Source organism: Shewanella sp. MTB7 (genome assembly GCF_027571385.1).
Taxonomy (GTDB): Bacteria; Pseudomonadota; Gammaproteobacteria; order Enterobacterales; family Shewanellaceae; genus Shewanella.
The window spans coordinates 5,892,440-5,912,501 of the sequence record NZ_CP085636.1 but is presented as its reverse complement, the minus strand read 5'-3'; the positions used below and the strand labels follow the sequence as shown (position 1 = coordinate 5,912,501).

Genomic DNA, 20,062 nt, shown 5'->3' with positions numbered 1-20,062 from the left:
TGAAAGTAATAGCAAATTTGTCTGGAAACCATAGCATTGTGGCCCCACCTGATCCCATCCCGAACTCAGAAGTGAAACGCAATCGCGCCGATGGTAGTGTGGGGTCTCCCCATGTGAGAGTAGGTCATTTCCAGGCGCCTATTTATTCTCGAAAGAGAAGCGATAAAGCCCGTTGCTTATGCAACGGGCTTTTTTCGTTTTGGTTGGAAAGAGACCGAATGAACATGGGGAAAGTAAGCAGAGCATGTTTCATTTCCATGTGATAGGTTGATAATTGCTCCTCGGCTCTGGCAATAACGTCCATGTGAAAAAGCCAGTTCGACCTCCGTGTGTCTCGCTCAATAGCTTATCGTTTCACGATTTTCGCCCTGCTTCGCTCTACCTCCTATATCCATATAGTCGTGCAATATCGACACTTCCCATATCCATATCCATGTGCGTCGTAGGGTGAAGAGTCTGCGCTTATCAAGCGAAGCTTGATGCTGGCTCAGAACGCGGAGAGCTTGGCTCGAAGTCAGACCATTGGAAGGCACTTCTGTTGCCGGCTAGAAGAGTGCTTCCAGGGGGACTATCTCGCCGCATCCATGGTCCAGACTTATGTTCTTCATCAGTGTTGAGTCGCTGGACCATTCGAAGCTACCTCTTTAACTTTACGTATTCAGAACCACATAAATTTTGAGTGACTATTGCTATTAATAGCTGGCTTGTTACTTTAGCTGGTATTAATGGGTTACTGACTTAGGATTGTCGATGAAGCTTGAGATGATTTGTACTGGTGAAGAGGTGTTAGCGGGGCAGATAGTAGATACTAATGCTGCTTGGTTTGCTAATGCGCTTATGGAAAAGGGAATTGAATGTCAGCGCCGTATAACCGTTGGTGATCGTTTAGAAGATCTGGTTGCAGTATTTAAAGAGCGTAGTACTGAAGCGGATATCATAATGGTCAATGGCGGTTTAGGGCCTACTAGTGATGATCTCTCTACTGAGGCTATGGCTTCTGCTATGGGAGTTAGCCTTGTTGAAAACAAAGAGTGGCGCAGTAAGTTAGAGGCTTGGTTTTCCAAAAATGGTCGAGTTATGGCCGCAAGTAACTTAAAGCAGGCGTTACTTCCCGAAGGGGCTGTGATGATCGATAACCCTGTTGGTACAGCTTGTGGCTTTGCAGTTAAATTTAATCGTGCATGGTTGTTCTTTACTCCTGGTGTTCCTTTTGAATTTAAGCGTATGGTTAAAGAGCAATTCATTCCTTTTGTTGAGGACCGATTCCCTTTGTCTGATGCTGTTTTTGTGAAGAAGCTTTTAACGTTAGGAAATGGTGAGTCGGCTCTAGCTGATAAACTTGAAGTGATTCCTTTACCTGAGGGGATCACTCTAGGTTACCGTTCTTATATGCCCTATATCGAAATAAAATTGTTTGCACGTGGGCAATTAGCTATCGATTCTATTCCAAGAATTGAAGCAAGAGTGAAAGAGATACTTGGCAATGGTGTTGTAGCAGAAAATATCACGACCTTAGATCAGGAGATCCATAATCGATTAGTTAATTCTGGCTTAACTCTGAGTGTTGCAGAGTCTTGCACCGGAGGCATGATCACAAGCGGTTTAGTGGCATTTGCTGGCAGCTCCGCTTACCTTCATCAAGGTCTTGTCACTTATAGCAATGAAGCCAAAGTAAAGGTATTAGGTGTTAGCCCTCGTACGCTAGATGATCATGGCGCGGTATCAATTACCACGGTAGAGGAGATGGCTAAAGGAGCTCGTGGGATTTTGGACAGTGACTATGCTCTTGCTACCAGTGGTATTGCGGGACCTGAAGGTGGAAGTGATGAAAAGCCCGTTGGCACTGTCGCTATCGCCTTGGCGACTAAGTCAGGTGTGTACAGTCAGATGTTGAAGCTACCTAGTCGTTCTCGTGCTTTAGTGCGAACCTTAAGTACTGCAGTTGCCTATGACATGCTTAGGCGTGAGTTATTGGGGGAAGCTGTCATTGTGGATTACTCCTCTTTCTCACGTTTTAGTAAATAGTTGGCAAGTGGTATATAAAAAATGCAATCAAGGGCATTGACTGCATTTTTTGTATCAAGCTAACAAAGTAATATGTTTACTCGTCAAATATCAGTTTTAACTTTCCAGGCTCTACCTTTATTTGCTTAGTCATGTCAGCGATTAAAGCCTGATTAGATTCAGAAGTATCAAGCACATAAACTGGCTGTGTTTCTAAGAAGTTGGTTAGAAATCCCATCATTTGAGGGGCCACTTGTTTAACTGCTTTTTCTATATTTTTAGGATCAGACTCGATATTAATGAGTTTTAGCTGCCTTAAATAAACACTATGGTTTTGCGCATCGTACCAAGGTTCGGCTTCAAAGGTCGTCTTCATATTCGCCTTGAATGGCACTAATGGATTTTTGACCTTAATGATGCTATCAGCTGTGACTGACATAGTGTCAGGCTTATGTCCCAATTTTACATCTATATTATTGATACGCATTTCAATACCAAAGAGCTGGTTCCCCTCTTTGACTTCAAAATGGATCTCATCGGATAGATACCCCTCTAGCTCCTCTTCTGTAATGCTGTACTGAGTAACACATCCAGTTAGTAGCAGCATTGTGAGAGGGATCATGTAACTTAAGAGTTTCATCAACCTGTATTTCTCATGCCTGCAGCAACCCCTGCAATGGTTAACATTAATGCTAACTCTACATTGGTCGATGGGGCGTCTTCTTTACGAGTTCGGGCTAATAGTTCGGCCTGCATAAAGTTTAACGGATCGATGTAGGGATTTCTAAGTGTCACCGACTCTCGGCTCCATGGGGTATGTTCCATTAATGCTTCAGATTGAGTCAATTCCAGCACTGCTTTGATGCCTGTTGCTAAACGAGCTCTCAACGCGTCGCCGAGATGGTGTAGATTTTCAGGTACTAAACACGTTTCATAGTACTTGGCTAAGTTTGGTTCAGCTTTAGCATAAACCATCTCTAACATAGAGATCCTTGTTTTAAAGAAAGGCCAATCCCGCTCCATCTCTTGTAGAAGTACCATCTCTCCTCTATCAATTGCAGCTTGTAATGCTTCTCCTGCGCCAAGCCAAGCGGGGAGCATTAAGCGGTTTTGCGACCAGGCAAAAATCCATGGAATAGCACGTAATGATTCTATACCACCATCAACGCGACGTTTTGCAGGACGACTGCCTAGTGGTAACTTACCTAACTCAACTTCTGGGGTTGCTGCGCGGAAATAGGCAACGAAATCTGGCTCTTCTCGAACGATCGCACGGTATGCAGCAACGGACTCTTCAGCTAGTCTTTTCATGCATGCACGCCATTCTGGCTTCGGCTCAGGAGGAGGCAGTAGCGTCGCTTCCATTACTGCGGAGGTGTATAGTGCCAAGCTTTGAACTGCGAGTTTAGGTAATCCGAATTTAAAGCGGATCATTTCACCTTGCTCTGTAACACGAATACGTCCGTCTACCGATCCTGGAGGTTGAGAAAGAATGGCTTCATGAGCTGGTCCACCTCCACGTCCTATAGTGCCACCTCGTCCATGGAACAGGGTTAGTTTCACATCAGCTTGACGGCTTATTTCAACTAACTGTTCTTGGGCATGGTATTGCGCCCACGCTGCAGCCATTACACCGGCATCCTTTGCGGAGTCAGAATAACCAATCATTACTTCTTGATGACCTTTGGTGTAGCCCCGATACCAATCAATGGCAAATAGTGCCGACATGCAACTAGAGGCATTATTGAGATCTTCTAAGGTTTCAAAAAGTGGTACGACGCGCATTGGATGTGGACAGCCAGTCTCTTTTAACAATAATAAAACAGTTAGAACGTCTGATGGCTTGCTGGCCATGGAGATCACATAAGAACCAAGAGCGCGAGCAGGTTGAGTCGCGATTAGGCGGCAACTGTTGATGACTTCAGCAACCTCGTCACTAGGTTGCCAATTTGATGGGATCAGTGGACGTTTGCTGCTGAGCTCTTTAAGAAGGAATGATTGTTTCTCACTTTCATCCCAGTGACTAAAATCTCCTATGCCCAAATAGCGGGTTAGTTCTGCTATAACATCACTATGTCGCTCTGCATCTTGTCTTATGTCCAACCTGAGCATGTGGATACCAAAACAGGCGATACGACGCAACATATCTAGTAACAGGCCGTTAGCAATTAGACTCATCCCAGAATCTGTTAGGCTTTTATAAAGCATCATTAAAGGTGCTTTAAGATCTCTTTCATGCCAGATAATGGTGCTTAGATCTATCTCAGGCTGTTGACCTGCGAGTCGTTTATTCAAATAATCTATCGTGTTTCTTAGCTTAAACTTTATTTCACGTAACACATCTCTATAAGGTTCATTATGGTTGTTAGTAAGTGTAAGCAATTCATCATTAGCTTCCTCCATAGAAAGATCATTAACCAATAAGACGATATCCTTAAGGTACATGCGAGCTGCAGTGTGACGATTTCTATCTAACACTTCCTGAGTCACTTTAGCCGTGACAAACGGATTGCCGTCGCGATCTCCACCCATCCAGCTAGAAAAGCGTACTGGAGCAATGTCGATTGGGAGTTGCTTGCCAGTTTTTTCTTCTACTTGTTCATTGAGCTGTCTGAGAAAGTCAGGAATGGCTTGCCAGAGTGAAACCTCTATGGTGCTCAGACCCCAACGTGCTTCATCAACGGGAGTGGGACGCTCTTGTCTAATTTCGTTGGTGTGCCAGATTTGCGCGATAAGTTGGCGTAAGCGAAGATGTTGTTGTTTCTTCTCTCGTTCAGTGAGTTGTGGGTTCTCTAGGGCTGCAAGGCAGTCGATAACGGATGAATATTTTTGGATTAAAGTTCGACGAGATATTTCAGTCGGGTGTGCAGTCAATACCAAATCAATGTCTAGGCTTTTTAAGCAATCGAGCATCTTGTCTTGATCGATATTGCTACTTAGTACTCTGCTAAGCAGTTGCTCTACGGGATCGGGGACACAGACGATTTCATCGCAGTTGCCGCTGATGGTATGAAATTGCTCAGCAATATTCGCTAAGTTTAGAAACTGGTTGAATGCCTTAGCAAAAGGAACGAGCTCATTATCAGGAAGTGCGGCAAGTAGTTTAAGCATCTCTTCACGGGAGGCTTCATCACCTTGTCGCGAGCTTTTAGCGAGTTGACGAATTTGTTCTATTTTATCAAGAAAGGGCTCGTCTAAGTTGGTGCGAATAGTTTCACCAAGGATCTGCCCTAAGATACCAACATTTGACCTTAAAGACGCATACATATCAGTCATATTTACTCCATACCAAATTTACGCTAGTCAGCCACAATACCTAGGCTTGATAGCCAAGGTCAATATTGGCATAAGAGATATTGTGAGCTTATGTGTTCTATATCACTTAGGCTGATGTAAGTTACCTAAGTGGTGACCAATATTAACTATTTAATACATGCGTGGTAGATAAGTTGTTTCATTAGATCCACAGTTTTATTGAGATACTTAGTATCGAGATATTCATCAGGTTGATGGGCTTGCTCGATGCTCCCAGGACCAAGCACTAAGGTTTGGCAGCCAAGCTTAGAGATATAAGGCGCTTCGGTTGCATAGTTAACAACTTCGGGGGCACTAGCAGATAGTTCGGCAACGAGCTTGCTCCAGCTACTTTCTGCATTGTCTGCAAAAGGTTCGGACCCTGGATAAAGCGGGGCGACATTGATACAACCCGGATACTTTTCATTGATTGGTGCAAGATAGCTAATGACCAGTTGCTCTAACACATCGAGCTCTAGTCCTGGCAGTGGGCGTATATCTATGTGAAGATCGCAACAACCACAGATCCTATTGGCGGCATCACCGCCGTGAACATGGCCAAAGTTCATCGTAGGGTAGGGAACGCTAAAAGCTTCCTCTCTATAATTATCAGCCAAATGTTGTTTAAGCTTTAGCAGTTGTCCCATCACTTGATGCATGATTTCGATAGCATTGATGCCTTTAGCAGGATCGGATGAGTGTCCGCTTTTGCCTACGACTCGAATCCCTTGGGTAAGATGACCTTTGTGCATATACACCGGTTTGAGGCTAGTGGGCTCACCTATGATGGCATAATCAGGGGCGATAGATTTTTGCTGTGCGAATGCTTTGGCGCCATTCATGGTGGTTTCTTCATCAGCGCTGGCGAGAATGTGAAGTGGACGTTTGAATTGAGTTAGTGGCATATCCTTAAGGGCTTCAAGTACGAGGGCAAAAAAACCTTTCATGTCACAGGTGCCTAATCCATACCAGCGATTATCTTTTTCGGTCAAAGTAAACGGACTTTGGTTCCAACGCCCCTCATCGAATGGCACTGTATCTGTATGACCAGCTAACAATAAACCTCCTTTTCCTGAACCTAAAGTGGCCACTAAATTATGCTTGTTGCGTGAATTATCAACAGCCTGAACTTTACATTCAAATCCTAGCTCGGCAAACCAAGTTTGTAAGAGATCAATAACGCCTTGGTTACTCATATCTTGCTCTGCTTCAAGTGCACTTATCGAAGGCGTAGCAATTAGTTGGCTAAAATTGCTTTTTAGATCTGCTAATGAACTCATAAGTTATTCCGTAAAATAGATATTCAAATATATTGCATAATTAGTTTCCTGTGTTAGTCTATCAAACAGCTAAGGCAAGCACCAGAATACGATGCATATTATTGAGAGCATAAATGAAGAACCTACAAATAAAACTTATTATTAAGGCGATGTGTAAAGACTTCCTGCGACGATAAACTTGTCAAAATTGGTATTTCTACCAGGGCTTAAGTTGTGCCCCTCTTTTTTACTTTTAAAGCATTAATTTCTAAATTAAGAAGTGTCAGATTATGAAAAGCATTGCGATTATTGGCGCGAGTGGTTACACCGGTGCACAAATTACTTCTCTCATAGATGCCGATAGCAACTTAGTTATCCAAGGTCTCTACGTATCAGAAAATAGTCTAGATAAAGGTAGGCCTCTTTCTGAACTTTATCCTTCATACAGTCATATTTCCCTGTCTTTATCTCCTTTATCTAATGAGGCAAAGGCGCTTATTGTCGAACAAGCTGACGCCGTGGTACTGGCTACAGATCATGGGGTTAGTTTGCATTTGGCTGCTTGGTTTTTTGAACAAGGTTTAGTTGTGTTCGATCTTAGTGGTGCTTATCGCTTTTCTGATAAAACTCAATACCCGAAATGGTATGGTTTTGAACATGATTATCCTGACGTTTTATCTCATGCTGTTTATGGGTTGGCCGAGTGGAATGCCGCTCAAATAGCGGAGAGCAAAATGATTGCTGTACCGGGATGTTATCCAACAGCATCACTTATTGCACTTAAGCCTCTTAGTCCGCTGTTGACCTCAGTTTTACCGGTGATCAATGCGGTGAGTGGTGTTACAGGTGCTGGACGGAAGACACAATTAAATACCAGTTTCTGTGAGGTAAGTTTAACCCCTTACGGTGTACTCGGTCACAGGCATCAACCTGAAATCGTAACGCAATTGGGTCAGGAAGTGATATTTACACCTCATTTAGGTAATTTTAAGCGAGGTATTTTAGCCACTATCACCGTGCAGCTTAAAGCGGACACAACCGAGGCCGATATTGAAGCTGCTTATGCTATTTATGATAACGCCCCCTTGATCACAGTAAAACAAAATAAATTTCCTAAAGTCGATGATGTGACCAATACACCTAATTGCCATCTCGGATGGAAGTTTGATGCTAAGACGGGTTACTTAGTGGTAGCGAGTGCGATTGATAATTTGATGAAGGGGGCTGCCAGCCAAGCTCATCAATGCATAAAGATTCATTTCAAATACTAATTAGACAGGCGATTACGATGACAAAGAATAGTGGAACATTAGTTATCAAGGTTGGTGGTGCTCTGCTGCAGTGTGAGATGGGGATGGCAAGATTAATGGATACTGCCGCTAAGATGATAGCCAAGGGGCGGAGAATTATTTTAGTCCATGGTGGAGGTTGTTTGGTTGATGAACAGCTAATGGCTAATGGTATGAAAACTGAAAAACTTGATGGTTTAAGGATCACTCCAGCAGAACAGATACCTGTCATTGTTGGAGCGTTGGCCGGTACTTCAAATAAGGTTTTACAGGCTGCTGCTATCAAAGCTGGTGTGACATCGGTTGGCATGAGTTTGGCTGATGGTAATATTGTTGTCGCCAAAGTAAAAGATGAGAGTTTAGGGTTTGTGGGCGAGGTTGCCCCAAAAGATGCAGCATATCTCGAGTTTTTGCTATCGCAAGGTTGGTTACCTATTGTGAGTTCTATTGCCATTGATGAAAGTGGCCAGCAGCTTAATGTTAATGCGGATCAAGCTGCCACTGTATTAGCTCAACTTGTTGATGCTCAGCTGGTGCTGTTATCTGATGTGTCAGGTGTTCTCGACGGTAAAGGTCAATTAATCCAAAGTTTGAACAGAGCTCAGGTGGAGGATTTGACCAATAAAGGCGTGATAGAAAAAGGCATGAAAGTCAAAGTAGAGGCGGCACTAGATGTTGCTGAACTTATGGGACAAGCAGTTCAAGTTGCTTCATGGAGAAGTGCTGAGCAGCTAGTCGCACTGTCTAATGGAGAAAGTGTTGGTACGCAGATCCAACCTAATTGAATTTAAAATTTGAGCGAGCCGTAAGCGGCAACTCATACAGTGACAAGCTTGGTGGCATCACCAATTTGAGGAGTGTATAAATGGACCACTTATTATCGATTAAAGACTTATCACAAGCGGAGCTCTTAGAGCTACTTTCTCTAGCCAAGAAAATTAAGGCTAATCCAGCAGAATATCGACATGCATTGGATGGGAAAAGCGTGGTGATGTTATTTGAGAAGCCTTCATTGAGAACCCGTGTGAGTTTCGATATTGGTATTAATAAGCTAGGTGGTCACTGTCTATATCTGGACCAACAAAATGGTGCATTAGGTAAGCGCGAGCCAGTGTCGGACTTTGCAGCAAATATTTCTTGTTGGGCCGATGCTATTGTGGCAAGAACTTTTCTGCATTCAACCATCGAAACCTTGGCTGAATATGGCACTGTGCCTGTGATCAATGCACTATCGGATCTTTATCATCCTTGTCAGGGTTTGGCTGACTTCCTCACATTATCGGAACAGTTCGATGATTTGAGCCAGATCAAGCTTGCTTACGTGGGGGATGGAAATAATGTAACCCATTCTTTGATGTATGGTGCTGCGATTTTAGGTGCGACGATGACCGTACTTTGTCCACTAGGTCATTTTCCTGATGGTCAAGTGGTGGTTGAAGCACAAGCTTTAGCTGCAAAGCATGGCGGCAAGCTAACACTCATATCGGATGTTGAGCTGCTAGGCGAACAAGATGCCATCTACACAGATACATGGATTTCAATGGGTGATGATAAAGATTTGAGTGAAATAAAAGCCAAATTCCAATCTTATCAGGTTAACGAAACGATGATGAAGCAAGCAGGGGCTAACTTCTTTATGCACTGTTTACCAGCATACCGAGGTGTAGAGGTTACAGCTGACGTGGTAGACGGTGAAGGATCACTTATATTGCAACAGGCCGAAAACCGCATGCATGCACAAAATGCCGTATTAGTAACCTTATTAGGTCAGTAATTTAATCCATATTGGTCTCATAGGATTGATCCGTGAGACAAGTTAATAGAATTAGGAAATAGAGATGTCAGCAGTAATTAAAAAAACCGATGTTAAAAAAGTGGTTCTGGCTTATTCAGGTGGGCTTGATACTTCGGCTATTATTCCTTGGCTAAAAGAGACTTACGATGATTGTGAAATTATTGCATTTTGTGCCGATGTGGGTCAGGGCGAGGCCGAGTTAGAGGGATTATATGAGAAGGCCATTTCCTCGGGAGCCTCTGAATGCTATATCGTCGACCTGAAAGAGGAGTTAGTTGCTGATTATATCTATCCTACGATTGCAACTGGCGCTATCTATGAAGGTACTTATTTATTAGGTACCTCAATGGCGCGACCTATTATTGCCAAGGCACAAGTGGAAATCGCACGTAAAGTTGGTGCAGATGCAGTTTGTCATGGCTGTACAGGTAAGGGGAATGATCAAGTTCGTTTCGAAGGCTGTTTTGCTGCCCTTGCTCCTGATTTGAAAGTGATTGCTCCTTGGCGCGAGTGGGAGATGGTGAGTCGTGAAGATCTGCTCGACTATCTTGCCGAGCGAAACATTGAAACAACGGCTTCAGCGACTAAAATTTACAGCCGTGATGCCAATGCTTGGCATATATCACATGAAGGTGGTGAGCTTGAGGATCCATGGAACGAGCCATCTAAAGGTGTGTGGACCATGACTGTTGCGCCGGAGGATGCACCTAATGAACCTGAATATGTGACGATTGAAGTTGAGCAGGGTAAGATCATTAAGGTCAATGGCGAGGTTCTCTCTCCTTATGGCGCACTTATGGTACTCAATGAAGTCGCTGGTGCGCATGGGGTTGGTAGAATCGATATTACTGAAAACAGATTAGTCGGTATGAAATCTCGTGGCTGTTATGAAACGCCGGGCGGTACAGTCATGTTTGCTGCACTGCGTGCTATTGAAGAGTTGGTATTAGATAAGAGTAGTCGTGAGTGGCGTGAACAGATTGGTGCTCAAATGGCACATCTTGTTTATGACGGCCGTTGGTTTACTCCACTGTGTGAGTCTTTACTTGGTGCGTCCCAACCATTAGCAAACTTAGTCAATGGCGAAGTTGTGATTAAGCTTTATAAGGGTCAGGCTCAAGCCGTTAAGAAACGTTCACCTAATAGCCTTTATTCTGAAGCTTTTGCTACTTTTGGTGAAGATGATGTGTACAACCAGAAAGATGCTGAGGGTTTCATCCGTCTCTATTCTCTCGCTAGTCGTATTAGAGCGCTAAACAGCAAAGTTTAGATAATCACAGTCTACTAATTTATAGAATTAAACGGGGCGCTAAGCGTCCCTTTTTACAGAAACAAGAGGAAACCAGCATGGCATTATGGGGCGGAAGGTTTAGTCAAGAAAGCAGCGCGTTGTTTAAGTTATTCAACGACTCATTGCCTGTTGATTATCGTTTAATTGAACAAGATATTGTCGGCTCTATCGCTTGGGCAGGTGCGATCACTCAAGTTGGTATACTGACTCAACTTGAGTGTGACAAGCTTCAGCAAGCGCTAAAAGATCTATTGGCGGAAGTTGAAGATAATCCTGAGCTTATTTTAACTTCTGGCGCCGAAGATATTCACAGTTTTGTTGAATCGGCTTTGATTGCTAGGGTTGGTGACTTAGGTAAAAAATTGCATACTGGTCGCTCTCGTAATGATCAAGTGGCAACGGATCTTAAGCTCTGGTGTAAGAAAGAGGGGCTGCAGCAGCTCGCGTTATTAGCAAAATTAAAAGAGGCTCTGCTTGTGTTGGCAGAGCGTGAACTTGATGCTGTTATGCCTGGCTATACTCACCTTCAGCGTGCTCAACCCATTGCATTTGGTCATTGGTGTCTGGCGTATGTTGAGATGTTTGAGCGTGATATTAGCCGCCTTGAGGACGCACTAAAGCGTGCTGACACTTGTCCGCTTGGTACTGGCGCATTAGCGGGTACGGCATACCCAATGGACAGATATAAGTTGGCTGAGTCACTAGGCTTTTCATCACCGACATTGAATAGTTTAGACAGCGTGTCAGATAGAGATCATGTGGTTGAGATCTGCAGTGATGCTTCGATTAGCATGATGCATTTGAGTCGTATGGCTGAAGATTTGATCTTTTTTAATAGTGGTGAAGCTGGGTTTATCGATCTCGACGATGAGGTGACCTCTGGCTCATCATTGATGCCACAGAAGAAGAATCCGGATGCCCTTGAACTCATTCGTGGTAAAACGGGCCGAGTCTATGGCAGCTTGGTCGGGATTCTTACCACGATGAAAGCACTGCCACTTGCATATAACAAAGATATGCAGGAGGACAAAGAGGGCTTATTTGATGTGATGGACAGCTGGGCTATCTGTTTAGAGATGGCAGCATTGGTATTAAGTGGCTTGAAAGTTAATCGTGAGAATACACTTAAGGCTGCTCAGCAAGGTTATGCAAATTCAACAGAATTGGCCGATTACTTAGTGGCCAAAGGTATGCCTTTTAGAGAGGCACATCATGTTGTCGGTGAGGTGGTTGTTTGCGCGTTAGCAGCCAAGAAACCGCTAGAGGAATTCGCGCTGGAGGAGTTGCAATCATTCGCTGCAGTGATCGAGCAAGATGTCTATGATTGCTTAACTATAGAGTCGTGTTTAGCCAAGCGTGAAGCATTAGGCGGGACGGCACTGCCACAAGTTAAGGCAGCATTAGCAGCTAAAAAGGCTAAACTTTAAGTATTTGAAGTTGAATTGAAAAAGCGCGGAAGTGTCACTGACTCTTGCGCGCTTTTTAATGGCAGAATTATGCTGTTAAAGATTGATCTTTATTGGAATAGATCTTCAGCAGAATCCTCGATAAAAATATCATTCAATTCTTCAGCTTCAGTTGCAAACTCTGTTGGCTCAGTGCCAGAAACAAAGTACTCAAATTTACTGGTATAGTCCGTTTTGCGACTGAGCTTACCTGTCGCTAAATCTATTCTGACTGATACGATCCCATCCGGTGGAGAGCTCGGGACCTCAGGCTCACCCGCAAGGGCATTCTTCATAAATTCATTCCAGGCAGGGCCTGCAGTTTTTGCTCCAGCTTCAGCAGCAGAAATTTGATCTCTAGCACCATTGGCATTCCAACTGGTTCTACCCAGCTCCTGACTGTGATCATCAAACCCAACCCAGACAGTGGTTACAAGGTTAGGGTTGAAGCCACTAAACCAGGTATCACGTGATTCGTTTGTCGTACCTGTCTTACCTGCTATGTCGTGTCTTTTTATGACTCTGGAAGCGCGCCAAGCGGTTCCATTCCATCCGGTTCCCTTACTCCAGTTACCACCACCCCAAATGACACTTTTAAGTGCATCAGTGATTAGAAAAGCGGTTTGCTCCGAGATTATTTGCTCAGCAAAACGGCTCTCGGAGTTACCACATATAATTCCTGTTTTCTCTGGTGTAACAGGCTCAGGCTGTAGTTCATGTGTCATTAAGGTAAAAGGATCGGTTTCTGTTGTCGTTTCAGTAGCTTTAACGCTTGGGGTGCACGCTAGCGTAGGGTTCGATTCTTCAATCACATCCCCATAAGCATCTTCAATGCGTCCAATGAAATAGGGCTCGACCTTATAGCCGCCGTTTGCAAAAACAGAAAATGCTGTGACGACTTGAAGAGGTGTCACAGAAGGAGAGCCTAAAGCAACGGACTCATTTTTAGGAAGATCCGCGGGATCAAAGCCAAATTTAATTAAGGTTTCAATGGCTGTATCTAAGGATGCATAGCGAATTGCTCTGACTGACATAACATTGATTGATTGAGCTAGACCCATCTTAAGTCGTGTCGGTCCCGTATACCGGTCTGGTGAGTTTTTAGGTCTCCAGGCTGTGCCCTGACGAGTGTCGGGTTTATTGATTGGCGCATTATTGATTAAGGTTGCGAGGGTATAGCCTTTATCAATAGCAGCCGTATAGATGAAAGGTTTGATGTTCGAACCTAGTTGGCGTTTAGCTTGAGTCACCCTGTTGTATTGACTGGTATGGAAACTAAAGCCACCAACCAGAGTGAGTATTGCTCCATTGTTAGGATCTAAAGATACGATAGCACTCGAAACTCTAGGTATTTGAGATAGCTGCCAAAAATCACCATTATTACGGATCCAGACTTGCTCGCCGGGAGTTAAGATCTGATTAACTTTCTTAGGAGCCTTACCTTGGCGTTTATTGGTGATGTATTTTCGGGCCCAGTTTAAACCTTGCCATCCAATAGTTAACTCCTCTCCGTCAGGAGTGACTATCTGTGCACTTTGTTCATCAATGTTAATAACTGCAGCGGGAACCATGCCTTGAAAGGCTCTGGTTTGTTTGAGCTGAGCTGTAATCGCTGCATTATCTAAGGGAGTTTCAGTCCATAACACCTTAGTTGGCCCACGGTAGCCGTGACGTTCATCGTATGCAAATACATTATCTCTAAGCGCTTCCTGAGCGTAGGTCTGAAGACGAGAGTCGATAGTTGTGTAAATATTATACCCGCCAGTATAGGCTTCATCTTCACCTAATTTATCAACTAGATAATCTCGAGCCATCTCAGATATATAAGGAGCGTATAAACTGATTTCTGCTCCGTGATATTGGGCGGTTACCGGTGTCTGACTGGCTTCAATATATTGTGTCTTGCTGATGCTCTGTTTTTCCAGCATTCGGCTTAAAACCCAATTTCGGCGGTTCATCGCTCTGGTGGGATTACGGATCGGGTTGGCAGCTGATGGAGCTTGAGGTAAGCCTGCTATCATTGCCATTTCAGGAAGAGTGAGTTGATTTAACTCTTTACCATAATAAACTTGAGCGGCAGCACCAACCCCATAGGCACGATTTCCTAGAAATGAACGGTTTAAGTAAAGTTCTAATATTTGTTCTTTAGATAATGCTTTTTCGATCTTTATAGCAAGAAATATCTCTTTGATTTTACGTATATAAGTCTTTTCTCGTGAAAGGAAAAACCCTCTCGCAACTTGTTGGGTAATCGTACTCGCTCCCTGACTTTTTTTCCCTGTCGTTATCAGAATAAATGCGGCACGAGTGATGCCGATAGGGTCTATACCGTGGTGTTCAAAGAATCTTGCATCTTCGGTGTCTAATACTGCGTCGATAAGAAGAGGAGGCACATTTTCAAATGCGACTGGGATCCGTCTTTTTTCACCAAATTGTGAGATCAGTTTTCTATCACTACTAAAAACTCGCAGTGGAGTTTGGAGTTTTACTGTCTTTAACATGTTTACATCAGGTAAATCTGGTAACACATAAAAATAAGCTGCAGCGATGGCTCCAAGGCCTAAAAAAGCTAAGCTAAATAGAGCGATAATTATACGTTTAAACCACTTCACCAGAATATTCCAAAATTTGAGCTAGGCAAACAGTATATAAGGCGTTAAGCAATTGGTGAAGCAAAAATGGCCGTCAAAAAAAAGTCAATTGTAAAAACACTAAACATTCTGTACAAATAGCTATAACAAGTTGATTTTGTGCTAATCTAATTCTTGTAACAATAACAATAAGCGACAATAAGATTATGCTTTCGAATTTATGGAAGCCTCAGGCTCCGCAGATGGTTGGAATTGATATCGGTTCCCACGAAATAAAAGCCATTCTGTTAAGCAAGACAGCTGATGGTTATAAAATAATAAGTCATGCTGCTGTTCCTTTAAAAAAGGGAGCTGTCAATGATCATGAAATCAGAGATGTTGATGCTGTTGTTGAATCGTTAAAACAAGTGAGACGCACCCTTCCCAAAAGCATTCGACTAGCGGCTGTTGCTGTATCGGGTTCAGCTGTTATGACTAAGGTCATCTATATGGATGCGGCATTAAATGAGGAGGAGATGGAAGCGCAAATTGAAATTGAAGCTGACAATTTAATTCCCTACTCTCTTGATGAAGTCAGTATTGATTTTGAAACATTAAGTGTTAATAGCAGTGATCCGACTAAAGTCGATGTCTTACTTAGCGCGTGTCGAACTGAGAACATTGATGTGCGAGTAGATGCTCTCGATGATGTTAATTTGGAAACAAAAGTTGTTGATGTTGAAGGTTATGCCTTAGGACGTTCCTACGAAATCGTATCGGCACAGTTGCCGGAAGGTGCTGAGAGTAAAATTGTTGCTCTCGTTGATATTGGTGCCAACATTACGACCTTCGCAGTGGTTGAAAATGGTGAAACTAGCTTTGTTCGCGAACAAGCATTTGGTGGAGAACAGTTTACTCAGTCGATTCTTTCGTTCTATGGGATGTCACATGAGCAAGCCGAGAAGGCTAAATTAGAGGGAGACTTGCCACGGAATTATATGTTTGAAGTTTTATCTCCTTTTCAGACGCAACTCTTACAGCAAATAAAGCGGACATTACAGATCTATTGTACATCGAGCGGAAAAGATAAAGTTGATCATATTATTTTATGTGGTGGGACATCTAAACTTGAAGGAATGGCTAATTTACTGACGAATGAATTAGGTGTACATACGATTATTGCAGATCCGTTTCAAGGGTGTTTACATGCCGATGAGAGTATCAAAAACAAACTTCAACCAGATATCAGTAAATATATGGTTGCTTGTGGGCTAGCGCTAAGGAGTTACTCCCAATGGCGAACATAAATCTATTGCCTTGGCGTGAAGAGGCAAGAGAGAAACAGAAGAAAGATTACATTGGGATTTTAGCGTTAGTGTTTGTTGCTTCCTCTTTTGTTGTGTATTTCTCATTAAGTTTTGTCGAGATGATGACTAATAACCAGAAAGTTAGGAATGCATATCTAACTACTGAAATTCAGTTGTTAGAGAAGCAGATTGCCGAAATTAAAAAGATTAGAACGAGAAAGGATGATATCGAACGTCGAACTGAAATTATCCTTGATTTACAGGAGTCACGAAATTTACCGACTCATGTGCTTGATGAGCTCGTGCGGATTGTTCCTCCTGGGATCTACCTTTCAAGTATTGAGAAGAAGGGGAGTTTGTTATGGATTCAAGGTCGAAGTGAGTCTAACAATAATGTTGCTAATATGATGAGGAAAGTGAAAACGTCTCCATGGCTTCAAGATCCTACAATGCAGTCTATTGTTGCTCGGAGTGAAGAGTTAAGACAGTTACAGAGCTTTAGTTTGAAGGTCACAATTAAGCAAACTGAGGAGGTATATAATTCGACCGATCAAGGAACGAGTCGATGAATCTCGATCTGAATCAGTTTAATGATATCGATTTTGAAAATGTAGGCGGTTGGCCTTCTTTGGTCAAAGTTGTGTTTGCGGCCATTTTATCTGTCTGTATTTTGGTAGCGAGTTATTTTTTATTTTTTTCAGACGCTATGGCATTACTTGATAAGGAGCAGCAAACGGAGTTAGCGCTTAGGGAGGACTTTAAATCTAAGTATCAGTTAGCTGCAAATTTGAAGTTGTATCGTGAACAGTTAGAGATTATGGAGGCGCAGTTTGCTCAGTTGCTTAAAATGCTACCTTCAAAAAATGAAATGCCTGGTTTACTCGATGATCTTACTTTTGTCGCTACCGATTCGGGTTTAAAGATCGACAGTTTAGATTGGCGAGAGGTGATTCAACGAGACTTTTATATCGAGTTTCCGATTAGCATGGCTGTCAGTGGTGAATATCATGAATTGGGACAGTTGGTTAGTGGGGTTGCCAAGTTACCGCGTATTGTGAGTTTGCATGACTTCGTTATAAAGAAGTTAGATAACGGCGGACTAGGGATGGAGATTCTGGCAAAAACCTATCGTTTTAAAGAGGGCACTGACTTACCAGATAAAAAGAAGGGGGCAAAGTAATGAAACAACTCCTTCTTATACTATGTGCGGTTGTTCTCATGGGCTGTGTTGGTGATAAAAGTGACTTAGAGCTATTTGTGACGACGACTAAAGCACAGCATGTCGCTCATATTCCGCCATTAAAAGAAGCGCCTAAGTTTGAACATTTTCCATATCAGGCTGATTTAATGCGCAGTCCGTTTGTTCCTCCGTCTAGGGAGTTGACTGAAGAGATTATCGATATTACTAAAAACTGTTTGCAGCCTGATTTAAAAAGGCGCAAGGGAAGGTTAGAAACCTATGCGCTGGATAATTTAAAAATGCGTGGCACATTGAGTGAAGTAGACACGATATGGGCTTTAGTTGAGAGCAACGATGGCAGTGTATACCGTTTAGGGTTAGGTGAATACCTAGGGCTCTACAATGGAAGAATAGCTAAGGTTACGCCACAAAAGGTTGAAATAATTGAATTAATTCCAGATGGTTCTGGTTGCTGGACTGAAAGGATTAGCAACATGGAATTGACTGGTGAATAACAAGCGAAGGATGTGGGAATAATGGGATCTTCTGCCGCGAGAAAAATAAGCTTTGACAAGCCAGCTTTATACTCTTTTATACTCTGTGTAGTCTTAGCTGTTGCTGGGGGAGCTGATGCAATAGCTGCGAATCAATTGGTTGACGTTAAATATCACGCTATTGTTGATCATCAATTAGAGCTGCAATTAGTATTTGAAGATGAAGTGTTAACACCTGAAATAGAGCTTAATGCATCACCTGCTCAAATCATATTATTCTTTGAAGAGAGTGTTTCGGGGTTAGAGAAAAGCAAGCTTCCGATTAAGACCGTTGGCGTCGAGTCAGTGAGTGTGAGTCAAGACGGTGGCAGCATGAGGTTGGTGGTCGATCTTGATAAAGTGAAAGCCTATAAAGGGCATTTATCAGGTAACACCTACAGTCTAACCATCAATGATGAAGTCGCCGAGTCACATGATATTGCCGAAAATCCTTTTGTTAATGCCATTAACAATATTGATTTTAGGCGGACAGCAGAGGGAGGTGGAGAGTTACTTGTAAAATTGAGTAACAGCAAGGTTGCAGCCAATGTTGAACAAGTTGGCGCTAAGCTTGAGCTCAAACTTTATAATACCGATATTGAGTCAAATTTACTTTATGTGATGGATGTTCAAGATTTTGCTACGCCAGTAAGAAGCTTTGAAACCTATAAAGAGGAATTGACATCACGTTTTTTAATCGATATTGCCGGTGAGTATGAGTACAGCTATGTGCAAGAAGGCAATTTGTTTAGGTTGAGTATAACGAAAGCCGAACGTGTCTTTTTAGCACAAGAGGAAGAGAAATATGATGGTAGATCTTTATCATTGAACTTCCAGAGTATCTCTGTGAGAACTGTTCTGCAAATTATTGCTGATTACAATAACTTCAACTTAGTGACCAGTGACACTGTCGAGGGAGATATAACCCTTAGATTGGATGATGTTCCATGGGATCAGGCGTTAGATTTAATTCTGCAAACGAAAGGATTAGATAAGCGAATCGAAGGTAATATCTTAATGGTTGCTCCAAGAGAAGAGATAGCCATTCGAGAGAGCCAGATGCTAAAGGATATGCAGGAAGTTAAAGAGCTTTCCCCACTTTATTCTGAATTTATTCAGATCAATTATGCCAAGGCCGCTGACATTGCAGAATTACTGAAAGGTGAAGATTCGAGTTTATTATCTGCTCGGGGAAGCGTAGCGGTTGATGATAGAACTAATACATTACTCGTGAAAGATACAGAGGAAATCATAGAGAGTATCCATAGATTAGTTGAAGTGTTAGATATACCTATCCGCCAGGTATTGATTGAAGCGCGCATGGTAACGGTGAAAGATGATGTGTCAGAAGATCTTGGAATTCAATGGGGAGTAAGCGACCAACAAGGCAGTAAAGGGACTTCTGGCAGTATTGGTGGTGCTGAAGATATTGCTAATGGCATAATACCAAGTATAAATGACAGATTAAATGTCAATTTTCCCGCGCCAGCAGCGGCAGCAAGTATAGCATTCCACGTTGCTAAATTAGCCGACGGAACAATACTTGATATGGAGTTGAGTGCCCTTGAACAGGAAAATAAAGGTGAGATAATCGCCAGTCCTCGGATCACAACCTCGAATCAAAAAGCTGCATATATAGAGCAAGGTGTTGAGATCCCTTATGTAGAGTCGAGTTCAAGTGGTGCTGCAACGGTTAGCTTTAAAAAGGCTGTTTTATCGCTTCGTGTTACTCCTCAAATTACGCCGGATAATCGCGTTATATTGGATTTAGAGATCACGCAAGACTCGCAGGGAAAAGTAGTTGCGACAGCACTAGGTGAAGCCGTTTCCATTGATACTCAACGGATAGGAACCCAAGTGTTAGTCGATCACGGTGAGACCATCGTGTTAGGTGGTATCTACCAGCAAAATTTGATTAGCCGTGTAAGTAAAGTTCCTGTATTAGGCGATATACCGTTTGTTGGTTTTCTCTTTAGGAGCACAACAGATAAAAATGAGCGACAAGAACTACTCATATTTGTAACGCCAAAAATTATCTCAGAAGAGATATAAACGTACTAAATTATTAGATAAAACCAGTACCTAAGGTACTGGT

Annotated in this window: 15 protein-coding genes and 1 rRNA gene; 12 read left to right on the top strand and 4 right to left on the bottom strand. The window is 42.8% G+C overall.

Annotated features, from left to right (window positions below; all coding sequences use genetic code 11):
* Positions 1 to 20: 20 nt before the first annotated feature.
* Both rrf and HWQ47_RS25715 read left to right on the top strand, forming a co-directional pair.
* A 5S ribosomal RNA gene (gene rrf / locus HWQ47_RS25720) occupies positions 21 to 136 on the top strand.
* A gap of 614 nt (positions 137 to 750) precedes the next feature.
* Complete coding sequence (locus tag HWQ47_RS25715) at positions 751 to 2,025, top strand: CinA family nicotinamide mononucleotide deamidase-related protein (RefSeq protein ID WP_269968795.1); 1,275 nt, start codon at positions 751 to 753, stop codon at positions 2,023 to 2,025.
* Positions 2,026 to 2,101: 76 nt separating this feature from the next.
* Here the strand turns inward: HWQ47_RS25715 and HWQ47_RS25710 are convergent, their stop codons facing one another.
* From HWQ47_RS25710 to argE, 3 genes are all read right to left on the bottom strand, one after another.
* The gene (locus HWQ47_RS25710; protein WP_269968794.1) at positions 2,102 to 2,644 is read right to left on the bottom strand and encodes a DUF1439 domain-containing protein; all 543 of its coding nucleotides are present in this window, start codon (positions 2,642 to 2,644) and stop codon (positions 2,102 to 2,104) included.
* On the bottom strand, positions 2,644 to 5,280 hold the full coding sequence (ppc, locus tag HWQ47_RS25705; protein WP_269968793.1) for a phosphoenolpyruvate carboxylase: 2,637 nt from the start codon (positions 5,278 to 5,280) through the stop codon (positions 2,644 to 2,646). Before ppc ends, HWQ47_RS25710 begins: the two co-directional genes overlap by 1 nt.
* Positions 5,281 to 5,426: 146 nt before the next feature.
* Positions 5,427 to 6,578, bottom strand: a complete 1,152-nt coding sequence (gene argE / locus HWQ47_RS25700; protein WP_269968792.1) for an acetylornithine deacetylase — start codon at positions 6,576 to 6,578, stop codon at positions 5,427 to 5,429.
* Between the two features lie 269 nt (positions 6,579 to 6,847).
* Here argE and argC point away from each other — a divergent pair, with 269 nt between their 5' ends.
* The 5 genes from argC (at position 6,848) to argH (ending at position 12,359) form a co-directional block, all read left to right on the top strand.
* Complete coding sequence (argC, locus tag HWQ47_RS25695) at positions 6,848 to 7,828, top strand: N-acetyl-gamma-glutamyl-phosphate reductase (protein ID WP_269968791.1); 981 nt, start codon at positions 6,848 to 6,850, stop codon at positions 7,826 to 7,828.
* A gap of 17 nt (positions 7,829 to 7,845) precedes the next feature.
* Complete coding sequence (argB, locus tag HWQ47_RS25690) at positions 7,846 to 8,631, top strand: acetylglutamate kinase (RefSeq protein WP_269968790.1); 786 nt, start codon at positions 7,846 to 7,848, stop codon at positions 8,629 to 8,631.
* A gap of 80 nt (positions 8,632 to 8,711) precedes the next feature.
* Entirely contained in the window at positions 8,712 to 9,620 is a 909-nt protein-coding gene (locus HWQ47_RS25685) for an ornithine carbamoyltransferase (RefSeq protein ID WP_269968789.1), read from the top strand.
* A gap of 64 nt (positions 9,621 to 9,684) precedes the next feature.
* The gene (locus HWQ47_RS25680; protein ID WP_269968788.1) at positions 9,685 to 10,911 is read left to right on the top strand and encodes an argininosuccinate synthase; all 1,227 of its coding nucleotides are present in this window, start codon (positions 9,685 to 9,687) and stop codon (positions 10,909 to 10,911) included.
* A 77-nt stretch (positions 10,912 to 10,988) separates the two neighbouring features.
* On the top strand, positions 10,989 to 12,359 hold the full coding sequence (gene argH, locus HWQ47_RS25675) for an argininosuccinate lyase (RefSeq protein WP_269968787.1): 1,371 nt from the start codon (positions 10,989 to 10,991) through the stop codon (positions 12,357 to 12,359).
* Between the two features lie 89 nt (positions 12,360 to 12,448).
* Here argH and HWQ47_RS25670 read toward each other — a convergent pair whose 3' ends face one another.
* Complete coding sequence (locus HWQ47_RS25670; protein ID WP_269968786.1) at positions 12,449 to 14,989, bottom strand: penicillin-binding protein 1A; 2,541 nt, start codon at positions 14,987 to 14,989, stop codon at positions 12,449 to 12,451.
* A gap of 185 nt (positions 14,990 to 15,174) precedes the next feature.
* Between HWQ47_RS25670 and HWQ47_RS25665 the strand changes: the two genes are divergently transcribed.
* From HWQ47_RS25665 to HWQ47_RS25645, 5 genes are read left to right on the top strand one after another with little or no spacing between them, the layout of a single operon-like run.
* Entirely contained in the window at positions 15,175 to 16,254 is a 1,080-nt protein-coding gene (locus tag HWQ47_RS25665) for a pilus assembly protein PilM (RefSeq protein WP_269968785.1), read from the top strand.
* Positions 16,242 to 16,823 carry a PilN domain-containing protein gene (locus tag HWQ47_RS25660; RefSeq protein ID WP_269968784.1) on the top strand — a complete coding sequence of 194 codons (582 nt, stop codon included), beginning with the start codon at positions 16,242 to 16,244 and terminating at the stop codon, positions 16,821 to 16,823. Before HWQ47_RS25665 ends, HWQ47_RS25660 begins: the two co-directional genes overlap by 13 nt.
* A complete protein-coding gene (locus HWQ47_RS25655) occupies positions 16,820 to 17,434 on the top strand; it encodes a type 4a pilus biogenesis protein PilO (protein ID WP_269968783.1) in 615 nt (204 codons plus the stop codon). Before HWQ47_RS25660 ends, HWQ47_RS25655 begins: the two co-directional genes overlap by 4 nt.
* A complete protein-coding gene (locus tag HWQ47_RS25650; RefSeq protein ID WP_269968782.1) occupies positions 17,434 to 17,949 on the top strand; it encodes a pilus assembly protein PilP in 516 nt (171 codons plus the stop codon). The genes HWQ47_RS25655 and HWQ47_RS25650 overlap by 1 nt, the downstream gene beginning before the upstream one ends.
* Before the next feature lie 21 nt (positions 17,950 to 17,970).
* Positions 17,971 to 20,019 carry a type IV pilus secretin PilQ gene (locus HWQ47_RS25645; protein ID WP_269968781.1) on the top strand — a complete coding sequence of 683 codons (2,049 nt, stop codon included), beginning with the start codon at positions 17,971 to 17,973 and terminating at the stop codon, positions 20,017 to 20,019.
* Positions 20,020 to 20,062: the final 43 nt, after the last annotated feature.

What these genes read in the sequence shown, in the direction of transcription:
- HWQ47_RS25715 (WP_269968795.1), top strand. Translation starts at nt 751, where the DNA reads ATGAAGCTTGAGATGATTTGTACTGGTGAAGAGGTGTTAGCGGGGCAG.
- HWQ47_RS25710 (WP_269968794.1), bottom strand. Translation starts at nt 2,644, where the DNA reads ATGAAACTCTTAAGTTACATGATCCCTCTCACAATGCTGCTACTAACT.
- ppc (WP_269968793.1), bottom strand. Translation starts at nt 5,280, where the DNA reads ATGACTGATATGTATGCGTCTTTAAGGTCAAATGTTGGTATCTTAGGG.
- argE (WP_269968792.1), bottom strand. Translation starts at nt 6,578, where the DNA reads ATGAGTTCATTAGCAGATCTAAAAAGCAATTTTAGCCAACTAATTGCT.
- argC (WP_269968791.1), top strand. Translation starts at nt 6,848, where the DNA reads ATGAAAAGCATTGCGATTATTGGCGCGAGTGGTTACACCGGTGCACAA.
- argB (WP_269968790.1), top strand. Translation starts at nt 7,846, where the DNA reads ATGACAAAGAATAGTGGAACATTAGTTATCAAGGTTGGTGGTGCTCTG.
- HWQ47_RS25685 (WP_269968789.1), top strand. Translation starts at nt 8,712, where the DNA reads ATGGACCACTTATTATCGATTAAAGACTTATCACAAGCGGAGCTCTTA.
- HWQ47_RS25680 (WP_269968788.1), top strand. Translation starts at nt 9,685, where the DNA reads ATGTCAGCAGTAATTAAAAAAACCGATGTTAAAAAAGTGGTTCTGGCT.
- argH (WP_269968787.1), top strand. Translation starts at nt 10,989, where the DNA reads ATGGCATTATGGGGCGGAAGGTTTAGTCAAGAAAGCAGCGCGTTGTTT.
- HWQ47_RS25665 (WP_269968785.1), top strand. Translation starts at nt 15,175, where the DNA reads ATGCTTTCGAATTTATGGAAGCCTCAGGCTCCGCAGATGGTTGGAATT.
- HWQ47_RS25660 (WP_269968784.1), top strand. Translation starts at nt 16,242, where the DNA reads ATGGCGAACATAAATCTATTGCCTTGGCGTGAAGAGGCAAGAGAGAAA.
- HWQ47_RS25655 (WP_269968783.1), top strand. Translation starts at nt 16,820, where the DNA reads ATGAATCTCGATCTGAATCAGTTTAATGATATCGATTTTGAAAATGTA.
- HWQ47_RS25650 (WP_269968782.1), top strand. Translation starts at nt 17,434, where the DNA reads ATGAAACAACTCCTTCTTATACTATGTGCGGTTGTTCTCATGGGCTGT.
- HWQ47_RS25645 (WP_269968781.1), top strand. Translation starts at nt 17,971, where the DNA reads ATGGGATCTTCTGCCGCGAGAAAAATAAGCTTTGACAAGCCAGCTTTA.